The organism is Leucobacter sp. OH1287 (genome assembly GCF_003859945.1).
GTDB lineage: Bacteria > Actinomycetota > Actinomycetes > Actinomycetales > Microbacteriaceae > Canibacter.
The window spans coordinates 189,692-209,268 of sequence record NZ_RQYM01000001.1 but is presented as its reverse complement, the minus strand read 5'-3'; the positions used below and the strand labels follow the sequence as shown (position 1 = coordinate 209,268).

Sequence of the window (19,577 nt, the reverse complement as noted above, 5' to 3'; positions counted from 1 at the left end):
TGTTTTCAGCAGATTCATTGCGTTTACTCGGTAATCTAGTAAGCATGTATCTCAACCCAGCCACAGTAATCAGCAGCTCCTCAAACTGGCTTGATGTTTTCACCGACTGGATTGTTGGGTTGATGAACGCGATCGGCGCGCCGGGCGTTGGCATCGGTATCGCTATTGAGAGCATTTTCCCGCCGATCCCATCCGAGGTGCTGCTCCCCCTCGCCGGTTTTACCGCAGCCCAGCCGGGTGGTGGTTTTGGACCGGTCAGCGCGATTATCTGGGCGACAATCGGCTCGCTGGTTGGCGCGCTTTTCCTCTACTGGATCGGCTACACAATCGATCACGATCGCACCGTTAAACTGTTTGAGAAACTGCCGCTGGTTGACGGCTCTGACGTTACAAAAACCATTGCCTGGTTTCAAAAGAACGGTGCCAAAGCGGTTTTCTTTGGTCGGATGCTGCCACTGTTTCGCAGTCTCATCTCCATTCCCGCGGGTATTGAGCGGATGCCACTGCTAAAGTTTGTGCTGCTGACCACCTCCGGCTCGCTGCTCTGGAACACCCTGTGGATCCTCGCCGGGTATTTCCTCGGCGAGAACTGGGAGGCTGTTTCACACTTTATCGACACCTTCAAATACCTGGTGATCGGGATTGTTGTGCTGCTGCTTGGCTTCTGGCTGTTCCGCAAGATTCGGGCGCGGCGTGCCCGCGCACAGCAGTAGCCATAGCGGCTAGAGCGCCCCGGCGTTGGTGATGCCGGATCCGCCAAACCGCGCGTTAACCTCGTCCAGCGTTTTTTCCAACCGCTCCCACTGCTCTGCGTCGGTGGTGGATCCAGTGCCCGCCGCGCCAGCCGCGCCCGCGCCACCCGCGCCGATGCCAGAGCCGCCGTCAACCCCGGCAAACACATCGGACCACAGCTGCGGCTGCGTCTCCTCACCACTGCCGTCCGTCAGCTGCTCAACCCGCACCCCGAGCAGGCGGATCGGCTCTCCCCTGTCACAGGCGCGAAACAGCTCGCTTGCAACCGCGTAGATCTGTTGTGTACTGTCGGTTGCCCTGGCAAGACTGTGGCTGCGCGAAACCGTCTCAAACCCCGCCCAGCGCACCTTAATCGCAACGGTTTTGCCGCGCAGTCCCTTCGCGCGCAACCGCTCACCGGTTTTTGCGGACAGTCGTAGCAGCGTTTTCGTCACCTGCTGCCGGTCAACAATATCAACCTCGAAGGTGCGCTCGTGCCCAACCGATTTGCGTTCCCGCTCCGTCTCAACGGCGCGCTCGTCAATCCCCAGCGACAGCTGGTGCAGGTGTTTCGCGTGCTTCTCACCCAGCAGGCGCGTCAGCGTGTCGAGCGGGGTGAGGGCGAGATCCCCAGCCGTTTTAATCGCGCGGCTCTCCAGCAGCTTCAGCGTTTTCGGCCCGACACCCCACAGTTTCTTAACCGGCAGATCCGCTAAAAACTCGCGTTCACTGCCCAGCGGGATAATATACACCCCGTCAGGTTTCGCAAACCCGGAGGCGATCTTCGCGAGGAACTTGTTGGATGCGATCCCAACCGATGCAGCCAGGCCGGTTTCTTCGCGGATCCGCTGCCGCAGCTGCCTGGCAATCGTAACCGGGTCGCCAAACAGCCGCTGGGATCCGGTAACGTCAAGGAACGCCTCGTCAACGCTGAGCGGTTCAACGATCGGGGTGAACTCCTCAAACAGCGCAAAAACCTGTTTGCTCACCGCCGCGTATTTTTCCATGTGCGGCGGGATCAGGTGCAGTCGCGGGCAGCGCTGCAGCGCTATCGCAACTGGCAGGGCGCTGTGGACCCCGAAGCGGCGTGCCGGATAGTTCGCCGTCGAAATAACCGAGCGGGGGCTGTTGTGTCCGATCGCAACCGGCTGGTTAACCAGCTCGGGTCGCTCCAGCAGTTCCACGGCAGCAAAGAAGGCGTCCATATCAACGTGCAAAATAGCGGCAGCAGGGCGCCCGCTGTGGGTTCCCTGCTGTCGCGTCTGCATGTTTTTGCCTGACTGTTTCAGCGCTAAACGCTACTGGTTTGCGCGCTCCAGAATCAGCTCGCGCACACGTGCGGCGTCTGCCTGACCGCGCATCGCCTTCATAACCGCGCCGATAATCGCGCCGGCGGCCTGCACTTTGCCCGCGCGGATCTTGTCGAGCACGTCCGGCTGCGCAGCCAGCGCCTCATCAATTGCGGCGATCAGTGCGCCATCATCTGACACAATCTCAAGGCCGCGAGTCGCAACAATCTCGGCCGCGCTGCCCTCCCCAGCGATAATCCCCTGGATAACCTCGCGGGCGAGCTTGTCGTTGAGGGTTCCCTCGCTGACCAGGCTAACCACCTCGGCGAGCTGCTGCGGGGTGATCAGATCCGCTGCGTTTGCGCCGCGCTCGTTTGCGATGCGGGAAATCTCACCCGTCCACCACTTGCGTGCGTCCTGCGGTTTCACGCCCGCCGCAACAGTTGCCTCAACACTGTCGAGCAGACCGCCGTTGATAACGTCCTGGAACTCGAGCTGGGTGAACTGCCAGCTGTCGCGCAGCCTGCGCCGCCTAACGGTCGGGTGCTCCGGCAGCGCGTCACGCAGCTCGGCAACAAGCTCGGGTGCTGGACGGAGCGGCGCCAAATCTGGCTCCGGGAAGTAGCGGTAGTCGTCTGCGTCGCTCTTTGGGCGGCCGGGTGAGGTTGTGCTGGTGTCCTCGTGCCAGTGCCGGGTCTCCTGCAGAATCTCACCGCCGTCCGCGAGGATCTGCGCCTGCCGCTGAATCTCATACCGCACAGCCCGCTCGATTGAGCGCAGCGAGTTGACGTTCTTGGTTTCGGTGCGGGTGCCAAGCTGCTCACTGCCGCGCGGGCGGAGTGAAACGTTCGCGTCACAGCGAATATTGCCGCGCTCCATGCGGGCGTCTGAAATGCCGAGCGCTTTCACGATGTCGCGGATCGTGCTGACATACTGCGCTGCGATCTCTGGCGTGTCTGCTTCCCCGCCAAAGATTGGCCTGGTGACGATCTCAACGAGCGGCACACCGCCTCGGTTGTAGTCAACCAGCGAGTGGCTTGCGCCCTGGATCCGCCCCGTCGAACCACCAACGTGGGTTAGTTTTCCGGCGTCCTCCTCCATGTGGGCGCGCTCAATCGGCACGTGCACAACCCGGCCGTTTGCCAGCTCAATCTCAACCGAGCCGTCAAAGGCGATCGGGTCATCGTACTGTGAGATCTGGTAGTCCTTCGCCATGTCCGGGTAGAAGTAGTTTTTTCGGGCAAAGCCGGAAACCTCGGCGATGTTGCAGCCGAGCGCTAAACCGAGGCTGATTGCGTAGCGCACAGCCTGCTCGTTAACAACCGGCAGTGTGCCGGGAAGCCCCAAACAGACCGGTGTGACGTTGGTGTTTGCTTCACCGCCGAAGGTGTTTGGTGCGGCGGAGAACATCTTGGTTTTGGTGTTCAGCTCAACGTGCACCTCAAGACCAATAACCGGCTCAAAAAGCTCAAGGGCTTTTTCAAAATTCATGATTTTGTCTTTAGCCATTGTTTATTTAACCTCTCCGAGTGCTGGAGCTAGCTCCCAGAACTGCTTACCTTCGAGCTGTGCAATAAGTGTCTCAAATGATGCGCCGATCCGATACAGTCGATCGTCCGCGTACTGCGGCGCCATCAGCTGCAAACCAACCGGCAGCCCGTCCTCTGCGGCGAGTCCAACCGGCAGGCTCATGCCCGGAATGCCGGCGAGGTTGGTTGGGATTGTGGTCGCGTCATTGATGTAGTTAACCATCGGATCATCAACCCGCTCACCGATCTTCCACGCGGTTGTTGGCGCGGTCGGTGAAGCGAGCACATCCACCTCAGCAAAGGCGCTGTTAAAGTCCTGCTGCACAAGCGTTCTCACCTTCTGTGCGCTGCCGTAGTAGGCGTCATAGTAGCCGGCGCTGAGCGCGTAGGTGCCGAGAATAATACGGCGTTTCGCCTCAGCCCCGAAACCTGCTGCACGGGTTGCGCCCATCACCGCGTCAACGGTTCCGCCGCCCTCAGGGGTGACCCGCAGGCCGAAGCGGACCGAGTCGTAGCGTGCGAGGTTGCTTGACACCTCAGCGGGCATAATCAGGTAGTAGGCGGCAACCGCGTACTCGAAGTGTGGCGCGCTAACCTCAACGATCTCAGCGCCCTGCTCGGCCGCGAGCTCGAGTGCGCGCTCAAAGGCCTCAGCAACTCCGCGCTGGCTCGCGTCGGCGAGCAACTCCTTCACAACGCCGATCTTCACTCCCTGCAGCGAGCTCGGATCCGCACCCTGCCTGGCCGCAGCCGCCATCGAAGGCCAGTCATGCTGCAGCGAGGTTGAGTCATGCCAGTCATAACCACCGATCACATCGTGCAAAAGCGCCGCATCGAGGACCGTTCTGGTGCACGGCCCGATCTGATCAAGCGACGATGCCATCGCGATCGCACCGTAGCGGCTAACACCGCCGTAGGTTGGTTTCACGCCGACGGTGCCCGTCAGTGCAGCAGGCTGCCTAATGGATCCACCGGTGTCACTGCCGAGCGCGAGGGGCGCCTCGAACGCAGCAATGGCGGCGGCGGATCCGCTGCCAGAGCCCCCGGGAATCCGGCTGAGGTCCCACGGGTTTTTGGTTGCCCCGTAGGCGCTGTTCTCACCGGATGAACCCATCGCGAACTCGTCCATGTTGGTTTTGCCGAGCGGCACCAGACCAGCCTCGCGTGACTTAGCAACAACGGTTGCGTCAAACGGCGACATGTAGCCCTCCAGGATTTTCGACCCGGAGGTTGACGGCATATCGCGCGTCACCAAAACATCTTTAATCGCCAGCGGCACACCGGCCAGCTCCGGCAGCTGCTCACCTGCGGCACGCTTCGCGTCAATCTCTGCTGCGGTCTTAACCGCGTCATCGTTGATAGCGAGGAAGGCGTTAATTTCACCGTCAACATTCGAGATCCGCTCAAGATGCGCCTCAGTCACTTCGACGGCGCTCAACTCGCCGCGCTGCAGATGCTCGGCGAGCTCGGCGGCGCTCTGCTTAATAATCTCACTCATTTACTGCTCTTCTCCTAAAATCGCTGTCACCTGGAACTTACCGTCGTGCTGCTCTGGCGCGTTTTTCAGAGCCTGCTCCTGGGTGAGCACGTCACGCACCTCGTCCGGACGGGTGACGTTACTCAGCGCAACCGGGTGGCTTGTTGCCACAACGGTTTCACCGGCAACCTCGCTAACCTTCGCGATCGCACCAAGAATTTTGTCGAGGTCGCTGGCGAACTGCTCGGTCTCAGCATCGGTCAGTGTGATGCGGCTTAAACCGGCCAAGTGAGTCACTGTCTCTGCGGTAATTATTTTGTCGTTAGACATAGTCTCTCGCTTATCTATTGGACTGTTCACGGTAACTAAACCATTTTAGCTGTTTCAGCGGCTAAATATCTCTGCTGTCTTGGGCTTAAAGCGCCGATTGCACCAGCTGCCAATCTGCGGCCGCAGTATCGCTATAGCGCCCCCGGCCCCTGGGTAACCAGCACCCGAAACTGTTCCGCGTCCAGCACCGGGATCCCGAGCGCCTCCGCCTTCGCGAGCTTGGAGCCCGCTCCCGGCCCGGCAGCAACATAGTCTGTCTGCTTAGAGACACTGCTCGCAGCTTTACCACCGGCCGCGATAATCGCCTCTTTCGCGGAGTCTCTTGTGTAGCCGTCGAGTGTGCCGGTGGCAACCACGGTTAAACCGCTTAACACACCGGCCTGTTCGACCTGTTGGCCTGGGCCTTTGTGCCCCGGGGTTTCCCAGACAACGCCGCTCGCTGTCCACCGCTCAACAATCTCGCGGTGCCAGTCGACCGCAAACCAGTCACGAATCGACTCGGCGATGGTCCCGGCAACGCCCTCAACCTCGGCGAGCTGATCGGGGGTTGCCTGCTGGATCCTTGCAAGCGACCCGAAATGGTCGGCAAGCGCCCTGGCCGCCACCGGCCCAACGTGTCTGATATTGAGGGCTGTAAGCAGACGCCAGAGCGGTTTGGTTTTTGCCTTTTCTAGTTCGCCGATAAAAGTTTCGGCGGTTTTTGAGGGGCTAACAATCCGGTGGTTCTTTTTGTATCCGGCGGCGCTGCGCTCCTTTGCGCTCAGTCCCGCGGCCTCTGGCGGGTAGTCGTAGGAGACGCGCTGGAACGGTGCTCGCCTAATCACCTCACCGGTTTCGGGGTCGATTTTTGGTGCGCCGGTTTCGGGGTCAGTGACGGTGACGATAATCGGCACGAGGTCGTTAATTGTTAGCTCAAACAGTTTTGCCTCGGTTTTTAGCACGGGCGTTGCCGGTTCAAGCGGCTGTGTGAGGGCTGCCGCGGTTACCTCGCCGAGCGCGTCAATGTCGAGGACTCCGCGTGAACCGATGTGTTCAACCCTGCCTCTAACCTGCGCCGGGCAGTTTTTGGTGTTGGGGCAGCGCAAATCCACATCGCCATGTTTAATGGGGCGCAGCGCGGTGCCGCACTCGGGGCAGTTCTCTGGCATCCGCCACACCCGCTCGTCGCCGGTGCGCAGCTGGGTGACGGCGCCGAGAATCTCGGGGATCACGTCGCCCGCTTTCCGCAGCACAACGGTGTCGCCGAGTAGCACACCCTTCGCTTTCACAACGTCCTGGTTGTGCAGGGTTGCCTGGCTGACGGTGGATCCGGCAACGGTGATCGGTTGCATCACCGCGTAGGGGGTTGCTCTGCCGGTTCTGCCGACACCGACCTTAATGTCGAGCAGTTTCGTGTGTACTTCCTCCGGCGGGTACTTGTAGGCGATCGCCCAGCGGGGAGCACGCGAGGTGGCGCCGAGTTTTTTGTGCAGCGCAAGCTGGTCGATTTTGATTACAACGCCGTCGATCTCGTGTTCAACGCTGTGTCGTTTTTCGCCGTAGCCGGTAATATAATCCTTCACCTCGGCAACGCTCTGAAACACCCGGGTGTGCGGTGAGACGGGCAGGCCCCACGAGGCGAGCAACTCATACGCCTGTGCTTGTGACGTCTGCTCACCCTCCCAGGCGCCGATGCCGTGCACATAAAGGGAGAGCATCCCGAGCCGTTTTTGCATCAGTTCCAGGTCCCTGCCGCTGCGTTTGCTGGCGAGCTGCCGTAGCGCACCGGCTGCGGTGTTGCGGGCGTTGGCAAACTCGGGGTATCTGACCGGAATCTGTTCGGCGTTCTTCCCCTTCGCGAGCTCCTGCTCGGTAAACTCTGCCTGCAGCTGCCGCTGCTGCTCGTTGAGCGCAAGAAAATCCTTAGTCGCGAGGAAGATCTCGCCGCGCACCTCAAACAGCGCAGGATAGCCTTCACCGGTTAGCTCGTCCGGCACAGAGGGTATGTGGCGGACGTTGTCGGTTATGTTCTCGCCAACTAAACCGTCTCCGCGGGTTGCTGCCGTCACCAGTTTGCCGTTCTCGTAGGTGAGGCTGACCGCCAAACCGTCGATTTTCAGCTCGGTTAGCCAGTTCACCTGCTCCCCCGCAGCCTGCGCGGTTTTGTGTGCCCACTCGCTAAACTCGTCGAGGCTGAACACGTTGTCGAGGCTCATCATCCGCTCAATGTGTTGGTGCGGGGCAAATCCTCCCCCCTGCACCGCCGCCCCAACCGCCTCGGTTGGGCTATCCTGTCCTTTCAGCACCGGGTAGCGCTGCTCTAGCTCCCGCAGTTCAGCAAGCAGCTGGTCATACTCGGCGTCAGAGACGGGGCTGTCGCCCGCGGCATAGTATGCCTGACGGTAGCTGTTGAGTAGCTCGGTGAGCTCGCTGGCGCGCGTTTTTGCAGCCTGAAATTGCGGATCCTGTGGTGTGTCAACAATCGGATCCGCGGCGTCTAGTGGGTTCATACCAACAAGCCTACTAGCTGCTGATGACAGTTAGCCGTTTAACCGTTTCCGCAGCAGGTCGATACGTTTTTGCAGCTGTGAAACACTCGCCTGCGAAACCTGCGGACCGCCGCAGACACGCCGCAGCTCCGCGTGGATCGCACCGTGCGGATCCCCCGACACGCGCGCCCACATGCCAACCAGCGAGTGCAGCAGTTTACGCTGCTCTTTCAGGTTACGGTGCAGCGCCTCGGGTGACTCTGCACGCTCGGGCTGGAACTCGGTAATCCCCTGCCGTTCGGCGCTGCGTCTTGCCTGCCGTGCTTGGCGGTGCAGCAGCAGATTCCGCACCTCTCCGGCATCTAAAAGCCCCGGGATCCCCAAGAAATCGAGTTCCTCCGGGGTTTCTACGGCGGCGTATCCACCAAACTCGGCGCCGTCAAAAACCGCGCGGTCAAAGTGGGCGTCGCTGTGCAGCGCCTCATAGCGGTACTCGGTGGTGAGCGCGTCGGACGCCGACTCTTCCCGGTTTGCGGCGTCGATTAGCGCTTGTTCCGCGTCCAGCAGCTGCTCTGCACCCTTTGCGAGGTCGAGCACGTGGTTGCGTTCCTTTTCCAGCTGTTCAGCCAACTGCATCAGCTGGGGCACATTGGGGATGAACACGGTCGCGAGCTCTCCCCTGTGCCTGCTACGCACAAAACGTCCGATCGCCTGCGCAAAGAACAGCGGTGTTGAGGAGCTGGTTGCGTAAACGCCGACGGCGAGCCGGGGCACATCCACACCCTCTGACACCATCCTGACGGCAACCATCCAGCGGTCTGTGTTGCCCGAGAACTCGTCGATTCTCGCCGACGCACCCGGATCGTCAGAGAGGATCAGCGCCGGATACTCACCGGTTATCGTCTCCAGCATTGTCGCGTACGCTTTTGCGGCATCGTGATCGGTTGCAATAACCAGCCCGCCCGCGTCGGGAACCGCCTCCCGCACCTTGCTGAGCCTGGTGTCTGCAGCGCGCAACACCGCCGGCAACCATTCACCCGCCGGATCCAGCGCCGTCCGCCACGCCTGCGCCGTAATATCCTTCGTGTTGCCCTCGCCGAGCCGGGCCTCCATCTCCTCACCGGCGGAGGTCAGCCACCGCATCTTCCCCGCATAAACCATAAAAACAACCGGTCTAACCACATGGTCGGCGAGCGCTCTGCCGTAGCCGTAGTCGTAGTCGGTGACGCTGACGCGGGTGCCGTCTGGTTGTGGCATGTATTGGACGAACGGGATTGGTGCGTCGTCTGAGCGAAACGGTGTGCCGGTTAGTGACAATCGGCGGGTTGCGCTGCTGTATGCTTCGCGGATCCCGTCACCCCAGCTGAGGGCGTCTCCCCCGTGGTGTACCTCGTCCATGATGACGAGGGTTGGTTTCATTTGGGTGAGCAGCTGGTGTTGGACGGGTTTTAGCGCCACCTGTGCGTAGGTGACGACGACGCCGTGGAAGCCTGCGCCGTAGCTGAGCCGGTCGGCGTTTGAGTAGTTGGGGTTTAGTTTGATGCCCGCGCGGGCTGCGGCATCCGCCCACTGCACTTTCAGGTGTTCGGTTGGGGCGACAACGATAACCTGTTCAACGGTTTTTTGGCCGCGCAGCATTGCGGCGAGTCTGAGCGCGAAGGTGGTTTTGCCCGCGCCGGGTGTCGCGGAGGCGAGGAAGTCTTTGGGGTTTAGTTCGAAATACTTGTTGATCGCCTCTTGTTGCCATGCTCTCAGGGTTTGTGCGGTGCCCCAGGCGGCGCGTTCCGGGTATGCCGGAGACATGTGTTCCGCGGCGCTTGTGCCGGGAAGATACGATGTCTCGTCAGCTTTTTCCATACCCTAATAGAATAGATGTATTACCTCAAAACTTCACATCCGAGTTGGCAGCGCGGCAGCGGAATCCGTTGCGGCAGAAACGGTACCCCACCATGATTGAGAACAGCAGTAACCAGTCCGGCATTGATATCGAGCAGCACGCAAGTGCAGCGCCCCAGCGGCAGCACACGCGTTTGCGTGAGCGGAGTAAGCTCATTGCCGAGCGGCTGTTGCGTGCGGCCCGCGCTAGAGCGTCCAGCGCAATCAACGAGGGTGTATCACTGCCCTGGAACCGGTTTGTTGTTGTCGGTGACTCCTTTGCTGAGGGGGTTGGGGATCCGCACCCCGACGCACCCGGTGGCTTGCGGGGCTGGGCTGACCGGGTTGCTGAGCAGTTGGCGGTGATTAACCCGGAGCTTGCCTACGCTAACCTCGCGGTCAGGGGTAAGGTGATTAACCAGATTTATCGTGAGCAGGTGCCTGCATGTGTTGAACTGAAACCGGATTTGGTTGCGGTTTCTGCGGGCGGTAATGATGTGCTGCGTCCCGGCAGCGACCCGGATGAGATCGCGTTGAAACTGGATCAGCTGGTTTCTGAACTGCATGACACTGGCGCAACCGTTGTGCTGTTCACCGGGATTGATACGAAACACGCGCCGGTTTTGCGCGCGGTTCGTGGGAAGAGCGCGATCTGGAGTAACAATGTTCGGGTTACTGCGGAACGCTATGATGCTATTGTTGTTGACCTGTGGGCGCTGTCGGAGCTGCAGGATTGGGCGTACTGGGATCACGATCGTCTGCACCTGAACGCGCTCGGCCACCACTCGGTTGCAGCGGCGGTGCTTAACGCCCTCAACGTGCCGCACGGGCTGGAGCCGGAGGATCCTGAGCCGCGCATTAAACAGACCTGGCGTGAGGCTCGCAAGGAGGACGCGGTGTGGGCGAAGGAGCACCTGATGCCGTGGGTTATTCGACGGATTAAGGGTGTTTCATCCGGTGACAATATTGATCCTAAGCGGCCGACCGCGGAGCCGTTAACGCCCGCGAGCGAGAAACACAGCAGCTAGCGGCGATCCGCCCGCCCACCAACCTGCTTGGTTGCCGCTAAGATGTTCTGGTGGCAGTTACAAAAAAGCAGACGATTTTCGCGCTGATCGCGCTCTCACTGGGCGGTTTCGGGATTGGCGCGAACGAGTTTACCCCGATGGGGTTGCTGCCCGAGTTCGCTGCCGACACGTTCGCGGGGCTCGACCGGGCCAACCAGGAGGCCGCGCTTGGCCGGGCCAGCATTTTCATTATGGCGTACGCCTGCGGGGTTGTTGTTGGCGCGCCGTTGATCGCGGTGCTGCTTAACCGTTTTGCCGCGCGAACGGTGCTGCTCTTGATGCTGCTGATTTTTCTCACTTTCAACATCGCAACCGCCCTCGCGCCAACCTTCGAGATCGCGGTTCTCAGCAGGTTTCTTGGGGCGCTGCCGCACGGCGCCTATTTCGGGCTTGCCGGGATTGTTGCCGCGAACCTGATGGGTCCCGGTAACCGAGGCAAGGGTATCGCCTATGTGCTGCTCGGTTTAACCGTCGCCAACGTGGTCGGGGTGCCGCTAATCACCGCATTTGGGCAGCTGTTTGGTTGGCGTGCGGCAATGCTCGCTGTCGCGGTTATCTTCGGCTGCGCGGCGGTCGCTGTCCGGGTCACGGTGCCGTGGCAGGCGCCAAGCAGCAGCGGATCCGTTCGCGCCGACCTGATGATCTTCACCCGCCCGCTTGTTTGGGCTGGTGTGTTTGTTGCTGCGATCGGTATTTCTGGCTTCTTCGCCATGTACAGTTTCATCGCACCGGTCGTCACCGAGGTTGCGCAGCTTAACGCCGAGACGGTGCCGCTGCTGTTGGTCACAATCGGCTGTGGCATGACGCTCGGTAACCTGATCGGCGGCCGCATCGCCGACACCATTAACCCCGTAAAAAGCATGCTCGTCTCGCTAACCGTGTTTGCTGTGTCGCTGACACTGCTGATCACGCTCGCGAGCAACCCGATCGCGCTGATCGGCTGTGTGCTGGTCTGCGGCATCGCAAACGCAACCTTCGTGCCTCCCTGCCAGGTTTGGCTAATGGATCTCGCAAACGATGCCCCAGCAATCGCCGGCGCTCTCACCCACTCGGCGTTCAACCTCGGTAACGCTATCGGCGCGGCCGGTGGCGGGATTGTTGTTGCGGGCGGCCTCGGTTTCCTGTCCCCCGCCGTGTTTGGGGTGGCAACCACCCTGGTTGGTATGAGCGCGGTTTTGTTGGTTTCGCGGATCCGCCAAAACACCGCCGTAAACCCCGCCGCGAGCTAGAGCGGCTCACCCGGCTGCCAGACGAGCGGCTCCGTCCCGATCCGCTCCAGCGCAAACCCCGCCAGCAAATCTGTCACGGTTTTCGGGTTTTGGGCAGGAATGTTGAGGCTCTTCGCAAACCAGCTCATCAGCTGTGGCACGGATCCACCGCCAGACAAAAACTGTTGCAGGGTTACAGCCCCGTCGCGTTTGGCGAGCCGCTGCCCACACGCGTTAACGACGAGCGGCACGTGCGCATACTCGGGGGTTTGATAGCCGAGGCGCTGTTGCAGCCAGATTTGGCGCGGTGTGCTCTCCAGCAGGTCGGCGCCGCGCACAACCTGGGTTACGCCGCTGTCTGCGTCGTCAACAACGGTCGCGAGGTTGTAGGCGAATACGCCGTCGCCGCGTCGCAGCACAAAATCATCGACGCAGCCGGTGTATTCTCCGTGGATCGCGTCACACACGCTAATCTCAGCCGCCGCCGCATTCACCCGGAGCGCCGGCTGTTTCGCGAGTGTGGCGTTCTTCTCGGCGCGTTCCGCGTTACTGAGCTCTCGGCAGGTTCCGGGGTATGCTCCGGGCGGACTGTGTGGTGCGGTTGGTGCGGCAAGAATGTCTTTGCGACTGCACCAGCAAGGGTACACAAGCCCCGCAGCCGTCAGCTGTTCTAGCGCCTCGCTGTAGCTGCTGTCGCGGCTCTGCTGTTTCACCGGTGGTTTATCCCAGTGGATCCCCAACAGCTCCAGGTCACGCTGTTGCGCGCGGGCGAACCCTTTGTCTCGGTCTCGATCCAGGTCATCAACGCGGAGAATGAAACTGCCGTCAGCCTGTTTGGCGGCGAGGAAGGCAACAACCGCGGTGCGGAGGTTACCGAGGTGCAGCTCACCGGACGGGCTGGGCGCGTATCTGCCGACCACTCGCCCCGAGCCAGTTACTGTTTTCTTGCCGCTTAACACACAGTCAATTCTAGATAGGCGGGCACGGCAAGGCAAAAGCTTCGCGCCGGTAACTAAAACTGCCCGGAACAGTAACTGTTCCGGGCAGTTCTGGTGGCTACAGCGCTAGCAGCTAGGGCTGTTTTGCCGCTGTTAGGCCTTGCGGCGCACGAAGAGCACACCACCGGTGATGATCAGCAGCGCAGCACCTGCGAGCAGGAGCATTGGCAGCTCAGCACCTGTCTGTGCAAGACCTGGCACCTGTGGGATAACCGGGATAATTGGCTTGTCGAGGCGCACATCGGCCTGTGAGTCATTATCGGTTTCGGTTGTGTCGGTGTTGGTTGCACTGGTTGGTTTGTCACCGAGTGGGTTTGTCTCTGGAATGTCCTTTGGATCCGGGGTAACAAACGCCACGTTGTGGATTGTGCCGCTAGCGTTCTGCTGCACGGTTGCTTTCACGGTTACTGGGTTACCGGTTGCTCCGGCTGCGAGACCCTGTGATGCAACACATGTCAGGGTGCTGTTGTCGCAGCTGTAGCCCTCACCGCTGATTGATGAGATAACCAGACCCTCTGGCAGTACGTCGGTGACGCTCCAGCCAGCGAGTGCGTCAACTGGACCCTCGTTGCTTGGGGTGAGGGTGAAGGTTACGATCTCACCCGGTTTAGCAACCTCAGCAGACTCCAGCTTCTTAACCAGAACCAGGTTGAACTTCAGCAGACCCGCGTCGATTGTTGGATCGTCTGGGGTGGTTGCAGAGTTCTTGCCGTTTGCCGGTGCGGTGAAGGTCACCTTGCCGGTTGCAACGTCAGCGTCTGAGTCAGCTGCGTCGTCGGATCCGCTGTTCTGGGTTGTGAACTGGCTCTTCTCTGGGGCAATGAACTCGATTGTGTACTTGTCACCTGACACCAGGTCGGTGAATGAGTAGAAGCCCTTGTCGTTGGTTACTGTCTCTTTTACGAGAGCGCCAGAAGCGTCGTAGAGCTTCACAGCAACACCAGCTACAGGAGTCTCTTTAGCGTCCTGTGCACCGTTGCGGTTAGCGTCCCACCACACGTAGTCACCAACAGAAACACGCTGCTTCTGTGAGGTTACCTGAGCCTGAGCATCGTTGTCGGTGCTGGTCTGGTCGGTGTCGGTTGCGGTGGTTGGCTTCTCACCCAGTGGGTTGGTTTCTGGGGTTTCGCCAGCCTTTGGCTCAACGTAGGCAACGTTCTTCAGTACGCCCTCGAACGCGGCGTCAACGGTTGCTTTCACGGTGATTGGTTTACCGGTGGATCCAGCTGCGAGCGGTGCATCTGCAACACAGGTTGCGCCGGTGCAGTTGTAGCCCTCACCGCTGATCTCGACGAGGGTGAGCCCCTGTGGCAGCACGTCGGTTACTGACCAGCCCGCAAGCGCGTTAACCGGTCCGTCGTTGCTCGGTGTGAGTTTGAAGGTGACGGTGTCGCCCGGTTTCACAACAGCATCGCTGGTGAGTTCCTTCTTGAGCACCAAGTTCAGCTGCAGCAGACCAGCGTCCTTGGTTGGGTTGTCAGGGTTGGTTGCTGAGTTGTTGCCGCTGGTTGGGGTGTCGAAGCTTACCTTGCCGGTTTGTGGATCCGGGTTGGAGTCGCGGTCGTGGGTGTTGCCGTTCAGGCCGTCAACCATCTGGGTTGTGAAGGTTGTGCCAGCTGGTTTCACCCACTCGATTGTGTGGCGCTCGCCCGCAGCAAGGTCTGTGAATGAGAAGAAGCCCTTGTCGTTGGTGCGGGTTGTGTTGAGCAGCTTGTCTTTGCTGTCGTAGATCTTTACCTCAACGCCAGCTACAGGAGCCTCACCGGCGTCCTGCAGGCCGTTGCGGTTAACATCCCACCACACGTAGTCACCAACAGAAACGAGGGTTTTCTGTGCGTTGAGGAAAACCTGGTCGTCGTTGTCGGTTGGGGTGCGGTCGGTGTTGGTTGTGTTCAGCGGAGGTGTACCAAGCGGGTTGGTTTCCGGGGTTTCACCATCGGCTGAACCAACGTAGGCGACGTTCTTGATCTCGCCAGACACGCCAGCGTTTACGGTTGCTGTAACGGTTACTTTGTCACCGGTGCCGCCCGCTGGCAGCGCAACCTGTGAAACACAGGTGTGGCCGGAGCAGCCGTAATTGTTACCGGAGATGCTCTGCAGTGTCAGCTCAGGAGGCAGCACATCGGTGATGAACCAACCTGGGAGCGCGTTAACCGGACCGTCGTTGCTCGGGATGAGGTCGAAGGTGACGGTATCTCCCGGCTTCACAGTTGATGCTGAGGTCAGCTGCTTATCGAGTCGCAGGTTGAGCTTCAGCAGACCGGTGTCCTTGGTTGGGTTGTCCGGTGCGGTTGCTGAGTTGTTGCCAGTGCCCGGGGTTGTGAAGTCTACCTGGCCGGTTACTGGATCCGCATTCGAATCAATATCGTGGGTTGTGCCGTGGAGACCACCCACCGTTGGCAGGGTGAAGGTTGTGCCGGCTGGGCGCTTCCACTGAATTGTGTGCGAAGTGCCACCCTCAAGGTCGGTGAATGAGTAGAAACCAGCCGCGTTGGTTGTGGTGGTTTTTGAGGTGCCGTTTTTGTTGTTGGTGATCTTCACCTCAACACCGGCAGCAGGAGCCTCTCCGGCGTCCTGCAGGCCGTTACGGTTAACGTCCCACCACACGTAGTCGCCCACAGAAACGTGAGGGAAGGTTGTGTTGGTGGTTTTGAATGCACCAGACTCGGCACGCACTGACTCGACCGCTTGAGCTGCAGGAGTGGTCGCAGCAACAAGACCGGTTGCTGCGAGAACCGTAGCAGTCACCGACGCGAGAGAGCGCTTTACTGCTTTCGGGGGTAATTTGTGCGACATGTGTATCGTACTTACCTTTCATCGTGTATTAACAGCAATACAACACAAGTTGTTGCCAGATCGCTTCCGGCGATGCGCAACATCGAACAGGCAAAGCTGAAAGCAATCATTCGCATACAACAATAGCAGCTGTCGGCTAAGTCATATACTGCGACACAACCCTAACTGACAAAACTCACACGAATACATATAGGCGATCTAGGGCGAACATAGCAAAATACCGGGATTCCGGCGATCTGTTGTAACGTTTCAATCACTCGGATCAAATTTTTGCGAAATTTTTCGCTCCCCGCGAGTCGCCTCGGTGGACACCAACGCAGCGCGATCATACAAGCCGCTAAACCAGCAATATACTAACATGCAGAAAGGTGTTTAGATTCCTTGCAGAGTCCACGACCGCTAGTTCTTCAGAGTTAATGTCGAGGGGTTCGTCTTGCCTGATAGTAGAGACTCTGACGTAGCCAACCTTTATCGAGAGTTGCCTAAATTAGCTGTTGATAACTCCCCCACTACTCTAGAGAGTGAGTCAAACTTAATATCTGCGGTTGCCAGTTCACGCTCCACCACAGACTGCATGTAATCCCAGTCAGGACAACCACTCGAATCTACAGGTAGTTTTACCTTCAGAGCGTCGGCATCAGGCTGTCTAAATTGCTCCCTGTAGGCATAGAAGAGACTTGTTTCAGCGTTGATAACACACGAAATGAAAAGCTTGTGCTCATCCGATAGCTGATCATTGACAAAAAAGTACACATTATCATCACCTGTGCAATCGTCTATCTGGAAAAACAATTTCCAAACATATCAACCGTGATGGCCTTACGGTAGAGCTTACGGTCAGTACTTATGTACTGAGCAATGCCGCGATTGGTCTTACCCGCAGTAATAAAAGGCACTTCCCCCTCGCGGCGGCGGTCCTTATTGAGCCTTTCGCCATGATAGTTTTCGAATCCAAGATCCTTGAGGCTGAACTCACCCCAAGATGAGGTATCGATCTGGCGGGGCGGAATTTTAGTGATCCCTAGGATTGACGTAAGACGACTATCTGTTTTCGAGATCTGCTCTTCCATCACCGCTTCCATGTAACCCCAGTCCGGCGTCCCATCGGGAGTTGCGGGCAACACAACTGATAAGTCTTTTGCTCGTTTCATTGAGATAGAATCTCCCCATGAAAACAGCTGCCCTATAGATGCCCTAAGGGCTGAGATTAAGAAGAGCTGAGTAGGTAGACCTTCGGCCCGCTTGTCCCTTGCATAAAGCGCAATGTTGTGGCTATCGTTAGAGCAGAAGTCCTGCTCTTGATATGTGAACGTGAGTGTTTTACCACCAATTAAGATGCACGGCCCCTTGTCCAGCCATTCCGAAGGGCAGGATACGTATGTTTGAACACCATTATTCCCTTCTTGGGCAGTCACGTAAGGAGTTGTGCCACTATCTGGTGTCAAAGAGGCGGATGTAATACTCTTAGTATTCTTCATTACGAAGATTTCGAGCAGCTTGAAATCGATCCAGTTAGTTAAGTCAATAGATCTCATCTCTGCAGCTCCAACACTAATGCATCATCTGTCTCTGAGACTAATGCAGAATAGGTCGTACGGATACCGAGGTTTTCCCGGATCTCTTTAGCATCGAGCCCTTTTTTGAACATCACGTAATCCATAGCTGTACGGGCAAGATCTTCCTCAGTTATCACGAAAGGCTTAACAGGGGCTTGCCAGCTCAGGCATTCCTCAGCGCTATGCCACTGACCTGTTCCAAAGCGACTGTCATCAGACTTTGCGATAGCATCGACCCAGTAGTTCTCAAGCTCTGGCCACCTAGTGTATACGTCATGTCTGCCCTTATTCTTCACCGTGACTAGACCATCTTCAGCGATATTGACAGCAAAGAACTCCTTGCCATCTTGAGGCACACCAGCCTGGAAGATAAATATTGACGTGGTCACTCCGATTCCAAAAAATAGATTTTCTGGCATCTTCACCACCTTGAGGAGTCGATGATGGCGCAGAATACGTGCCATTTGATTTTTGGATGTTTTTTCTAGCTTTTTATCAGGCAAGATGAAACCACACAGGACATCACGTCCGACACTGTTGAGAACGTTTTCTACGATTTTCATGCAACCGAACTTGTTCTCGTACGGCGGGTTCATTAGTACCTTCGTAGCGTCCGTTGCCTGCATCCATTCGCTTGCGCTTTCCATACGAGCGTCCATGTGAGCGAGGTTAGTTTTACCGTCCTTATGGATTAGCATGTTTGCACAGGCAAGTGCGTAGATCTCTCGGTCGAACTCAATGCCATAGAGCTGCTCACGTTTAATCTGCTTGGCCTTCCGCGTGCCGACACCACCTGCCTCCCGGATCATGTTGCTCATGGACTTCACAAGGAATGACCCGGAGCCTGCGCAAGCATCAAGCACACGATCGTCTTTGTTCACTTCAAGAAGGCGGTACATGAAACCAGTGACATGATCTGGGGTGAATACTTGACCCGACTCGCTCTTCTTCTTGTAACGGTTAAACTCGTTGAAGAAAATCGCCATAACATCTTCGCCATCCCACGCAGAAGAATTGATAAGACCGGAAATCTCGGTGATCCAGTCAATGAAGTCACCGATGAGGTCCGTCAGGCGTTGTACTGCGCGAGGATCCTCATCATCGGTTGAGACATTCATCTTGATCTCGGAGTACACCTCTGCGAGAAGCTCAAGCTTAGCATTTTGTGCTTTGTCAGAGCGAATGGCCTTATTCAGAGCGTTCAAGATTCCGTTTTGGAAGCCAGCATAATCCATCCCTCTAACGAGGATAGCGTCGTATCGACGAGCTACGAGCGCACACGCAGTAAATATCATGCGGTGATAGAGGTTCTTGATGCCAAAGTTTCCGTGCAAGGAGTTATTAATTCGCATGGTAAGCTCATAGATACGCTCTTTATCGATGGGCTTATCCATGAGCAGATCGATATAGTACTGAACAGGCTGGAGTTCATTAGGGACTTCTAGGGACTGGCCATTGTGATATGCTCGTACTTGCTCTCCGTCATAAACGATACCGATTACCAGGTCGTACTGAGTACGAAGAACATCGCTGTAGCGTTCAACCTGAGCCTTCAACGCGGGAGAATCAATGGGCATAATGTCGCGGGCTTTTGTTTCCAACACAATTGCGGGAAGTCCCCGGTCATGGGGCAAATACCATCCATCGGGTTTGAGTGATGACCCATCTCCAACGTAACCAAGCTGTCTTAGCGTAGTAACCTGCCCAACTCCCGCCCTAGCGATAAAATTGTCAGTGTCACTGAAACCAAGGAGTTTTCCAGCGTAATCACGGACCTCATCTTCCGTGGTGGGGTATGCGCCCATAGCAATTTCCTTTCTAGTCTCAGAAAGAGTACATCAGCAGTCTGTCTCGGACACTGGATGAGTGTGAGGTGTTTATAGCGTTTTAATTCACCTCAAGAGGCCCGTAGTCCCTGTCCAACTCATCAAATCTATCAAGATAATAGCCATCGATGATAGTGGACATGCTACCCGGTGTGGGAAAATCTGTGTTAGTGCTAAATGGTGCTCCGCGCATCTACAGTCATTGTATTACCTGCCGAGAAACCGCACTCACAAAAACTGTGAACGAAGTGTCAGGACATTACATTGGTGGATCTGACGGGACTCGAACCCGTGACCCCCTGCATGCCATGCAGGTGCGCTACCAGCTGCGCCACAGACCCATGAAGTCGGAGGAATGCTCCACCGACAACTTTTTAAGTTTACAACAAAACTTGCGATTCACAAAATAGCGATCAAAACACCGAA

At 57.8% G+C, this 19,577-nt stretch carries 13 protein-coding genes and 1 tRNA gene; 3 read left to right on the top strand and 11 right to left on the bottom strand.

Going from position 1 to position 19,577, the window contains the following annotated elements; translation table 11 throughout:
- The first annotated feature begins 44 nt into the window (after positions 1–44).
- On the top strand, positions 45–713 hold the full coding sequence (locus EII30_RS00890; protein WP_124885440.1) for a DedA family protein: 669 nt from the start codon (positions 45–47) through the stop codon (positions 711–713).
- A gap of 9 nt (positions 714–722) precedes the next feature.
- On the opposite strand, the gene dinB is transcribed toward EII30_RS00890, so the two are convergent.
- The 6 genes from dinB to EII30_RS00860 all read right to left on the bottom strand — a co-directional run bounded on the left by dinB (position 723) and on the right by EII30_RS00860 (position 9,682).
- On the bottom strand, positions 723–2,000 hold the full coding sequence (dinB, locus tag EII30_RS00885; RefSeq protein ID WP_124885439.1) for a DNA polymerase IV: 1,278 nt from the start codon (positions 1,998–2,000) through the stop codon (positions 723–725).
- Positions 2,001–2,030: 30 nt separating this feature from the next.
- Complete coding sequence (gene gatB, locus EII30_RS00880; RefSeq protein ID WP_124885438.1) at positions 2,031–3,530, bottom strand: Asp-tRNA(Asn)/Glu-tRNA(Gln) amidotransferase subunit GatB; 1,500 nt, start codon at positions 3,528–3,530, stop codon at positions 2,031–2,033.
- Between the two features lie 3 nt (positions 3,531–3,533).
- A complete protein-coding gene (gene gatA / locus EII30_RS00875) occupies positions 3,534–5,048 on the bottom strand; it encodes an Asp-tRNA(Asn)/Glu-tRNA(Gln) amidotransferase subunit GatA (protein WP_124885437.1) in 1,515 nt (504 codons plus the stop codon).
- Positions 5,049–5,357, bottom strand: coding sequence for an Asp-tRNA(Asn)/Glu-tRNA(Gln) amidotransferase subunit GatC (gene gatC, locus EII30_RS00870; RefSeq protein ID WP_124885436.1), 309 nt, complete (start codon positions 5,355–5,357; stop codon positions 5,049–5,051).
- A gap of 131 nt (positions 5,358–5,488) precedes the next feature.
- Entirely contained in the window at positions 5,489–7,846 is a 2,358-nt protein-coding gene (gene ligA / locus EII30_RS00865; protein ID WP_124885435.1) for an NAD-dependent DNA ligase LigA, read from the bottom strand.
- Between the two features lie 30 nt (positions 7,847–7,876).
- Complete coding sequence (locus EII30_RS00860) at positions 7,877–9,682, bottom strand: DEAD/DEAH box helicase (protein WP_124885434.1); 1,806 nt, start codon at positions 9,680–9,682, stop codon at positions 7,877–7,879.
- A gap of 92 nt (positions 9,683–9,774) precedes the next feature.
- Here EII30_RS00860 and EII30_RS00855 point away from each other — a divergent pair, with 92 nt between their 5' ends.
- Together EII30_RS00855 and EII30_RS00850 are read left to right on the top strand one after the other, a co-directional pair.
- The gene (locus EII30_RS00855) at positions 9,775–10,728 is read left to right on the top strand and encodes an SGNH/GDSL hydrolase family protein (RefSeq protein ID WP_124885433.1); all 954 of its coding nucleotides are present in this window, start codon (positions 9,775–9,777) and stop codon (positions 10,726–10,728) included.
- 50 nt (positions 10,729–10,778) lie between these two features.
- Positions 10,779–11,996, top strand: coding sequence for an MFS transporter (locus tag EII30_RS00850; protein WP_124885432.1), 1,218 nt, complete (start codon positions 10,779–10,781; stop codon positions 11,994–11,996).
- Here EII30_RS00850 and gluQRS read toward each other — a convergent pair.
- From gluQRS to EII30_RS00825, 5 genes are all read right to left on the bottom strand, one after another.
- Entirely contained in the window at positions 11,993–12,934 is a 942-nt protein-coding gene (gluQRS, locus tag EII30_RS00845) for a tRNA glutamyl-Q(34) synthetase GluQRS (protein ID WP_233569219.1), read from the bottom strand. The two genes, EII30_RS00850 and gluQRS, sit on opposite strands and share 4 nt — an antisense overlap.
- A 132-nt stretch (positions 12,935–13,066) precedes the next feature.
- On the bottom strand, positions 13,067–15,721 hold the full coding sequence (locus tag EII30_RS00840; protein WP_158608622.1) for an SdrD B-like domain-containing protein: 2,655 nt from the start codon (positions 15,719–15,721) through the stop codon (positions 13,067–13,069).
- Between the two features lie 824 nt (positions 15,722–16,545).
- Positions 16,546–17,304 (bottom strand): restriction endonuclease subunit S, encoded by a 759-nt coding sequence (locus EII30_RS00835; RefSeq protein WP_124885430.1) that lies wholly within the window; start codon positions 17,302–17,304, stop codon positions 16,546–16,548.
- Positions 17,301–19,130, bottom strand: a complete 1,830-nt coding sequence (locus EII30_RS00830) for a class I SAM-dependent DNA methyltransferase (protein WP_124885429.1) — start codon at positions 19,128–19,130, stop codon at positions 17,301–17,303. Before EII30_RS00830 ends, EII30_RS00835 begins: the two co-directional genes overlap by 4 nt.
- A gap of 286 nt (positions 19,131–19,416) precedes the next feature.
- Positions 19,417–19,492, bottom strand: a tRNA-Ala gene (locus tag EII30_RS00825).
- Positions 19,493–19,577 lie beyond the last annotated feature (85 nt).

What these genes read in the sequence shown, in the direction of transcription:
- EII30_RS00890 (WP_124885440.1), top strand. Translation starts at nt 45, where the DNA reads ATGTATCTCAACCCAGCCACAGTAATCAGCAGCTCCTCAAACTGGCTT.
- dinB (WP_124885439.1), bottom strand. Translation starts at nt 2,000, where the DNA reads ATGCAGACGCGACAGCAGGGAACCCACAGCGGGCGCCCTGCTGCCGCT.
- gatB (WP_124885438.1), bottom strand. Translation starts at nt 3,530, where the DNA reads ATGGCTAAAGACAAAATCATGAATTTTGAAAAAGCCCTTGAGCTTTTT.
- gatA (WP_124885437.1), bottom strand. Translation starts at nt 5,048, where the DNA reads ATGAGTGAGATTATTAAGCAGAGCGCCGCCGAGCTCGCCGAGCATCTG.
- gatC (WP_124885436.1), bottom strand. Translation starts at nt 5,357, where the DNA reads ATGTCTAACGACAAAATAATTACCGCAGAGACAGTGACTCACTTGGCC.
- ligA (WP_124885435.1), bottom strand. Translation starts at nt 7,846, where the DNA reads ATGAACCCACTAGACGCCGCGGATCCGATTGTTGACACACCACAGGAT.
- EII30_RS00860 (WP_124885434.1), bottom strand. Translation starts at nt 9,682, where the DNA reads ATGGAAAAAGCTGACGAGACATCGTATCTTCCCGGCACAAGCGCCGCG.
- EII30_RS00855 (WP_124885433.1), top strand. Translation starts at nt 9,775, where the DNA reads ATGATTGAGAACAGCAGTAACCAGTCCGGCATTGATATCGAGCAGCAC.
- EII30_RS00835 (WP_124885430.1), bottom strand. Translation starts at nt 17,304, where the DNA reads ATGAGATCTATTGACTTAACTAACTGGATCGATTTCAAGCTGCTCGAA.
- EII30_RS00830 (WP_124885429.1), bottom strand. Translation starts at nt 19,130, where the DNA reads ATGGGCGCATACCCCACCACGGAAGATGAGGTCCGTGATTACGCTGGA.